Genomic DNA, 721 nt, shown 5'->3' on the forward strand with positions numbered 1-721 from the left:
CCTCCGGCCGCAGGTCGGCGTCCATCTGCAGGACACGCTCTGCCATGATGGCAGGCTTGAGCGGCTGCGTCAGGAGGTTGGAGATCGAGGAAACGATCCGCTGCGCCTGCTCCTGAGCTTCCTCCTCGGAGTGGCCCTGCAGCGCACGGTGGACATACATAACGTCCGCGTCGGAGCCGTAGCCGATCTCCCGGCCACCCTGCCGGCCCATGGCCACCACCAGCACGGCCGTCTTCAACGGGCCGGCGGCGGCAGCAATGCCTTCGGCCACACGCAGGGCGCCCAGTACCGCCGCCCGGTCGGTGTTGGCCAGTTCTGTGCCCACCTGCTCCTGGCTGAGCAGTCCGGCCGAATCGGCGATGGCAATCCTGAGGATCTCCCGGCGCCGGATCAGCCGGATCAGCCGCATGGCACTCTCCGGGTCCGAGTGCCGGGACATCTTGGAGGTAATCTCCTGCCACTGGGCCTCGAAGCCCAGCGGTGCAAGATCCTTGTCGTTGCCCAACCAGGCCACCGATTCCGGCGACACCTCCAGAAGGTCGGCAATCAGCCTGGAGTTGGAAAGGACATGGCACAGCCGCTCGGCGGCTGCCGTGGAGTCACGGAGCATGCCCAGGTACCAGTGGGTTGTGCCCAGTGCCTCGCTGACGCGGCGAAAGGCGAGAAGTCCGGCGTCGGGGTCAACACCTTCGGCCAGCCAGTCCAGCAGGATGGGCAGCAG

At 67.0% G+C, this 721-nt stretch carries 1 pseudogene; it reads right to left on the bottom strand.

Annotation, left to right across the window (positions count from 1 at the left end):
• Positions 1-721 (bottom strand): annotated as a pseudogene (locus tag DBR22_RS24880) (bifunctional [glutamine synthetase] adenylyltransferase/[glutamine synthetase]-adenylyl-L-tyrosine phosphorylase); the annotation flags it as partial.

This window comes from Arthrobacter sp. HMWF013, assembly GCF_003061105.1.
Taxonomy (GTDB): Bacteria; Actinomycetota; Actinomycetes; order Actinomycetales; family Micrococcaceae; genus Arthrobacter.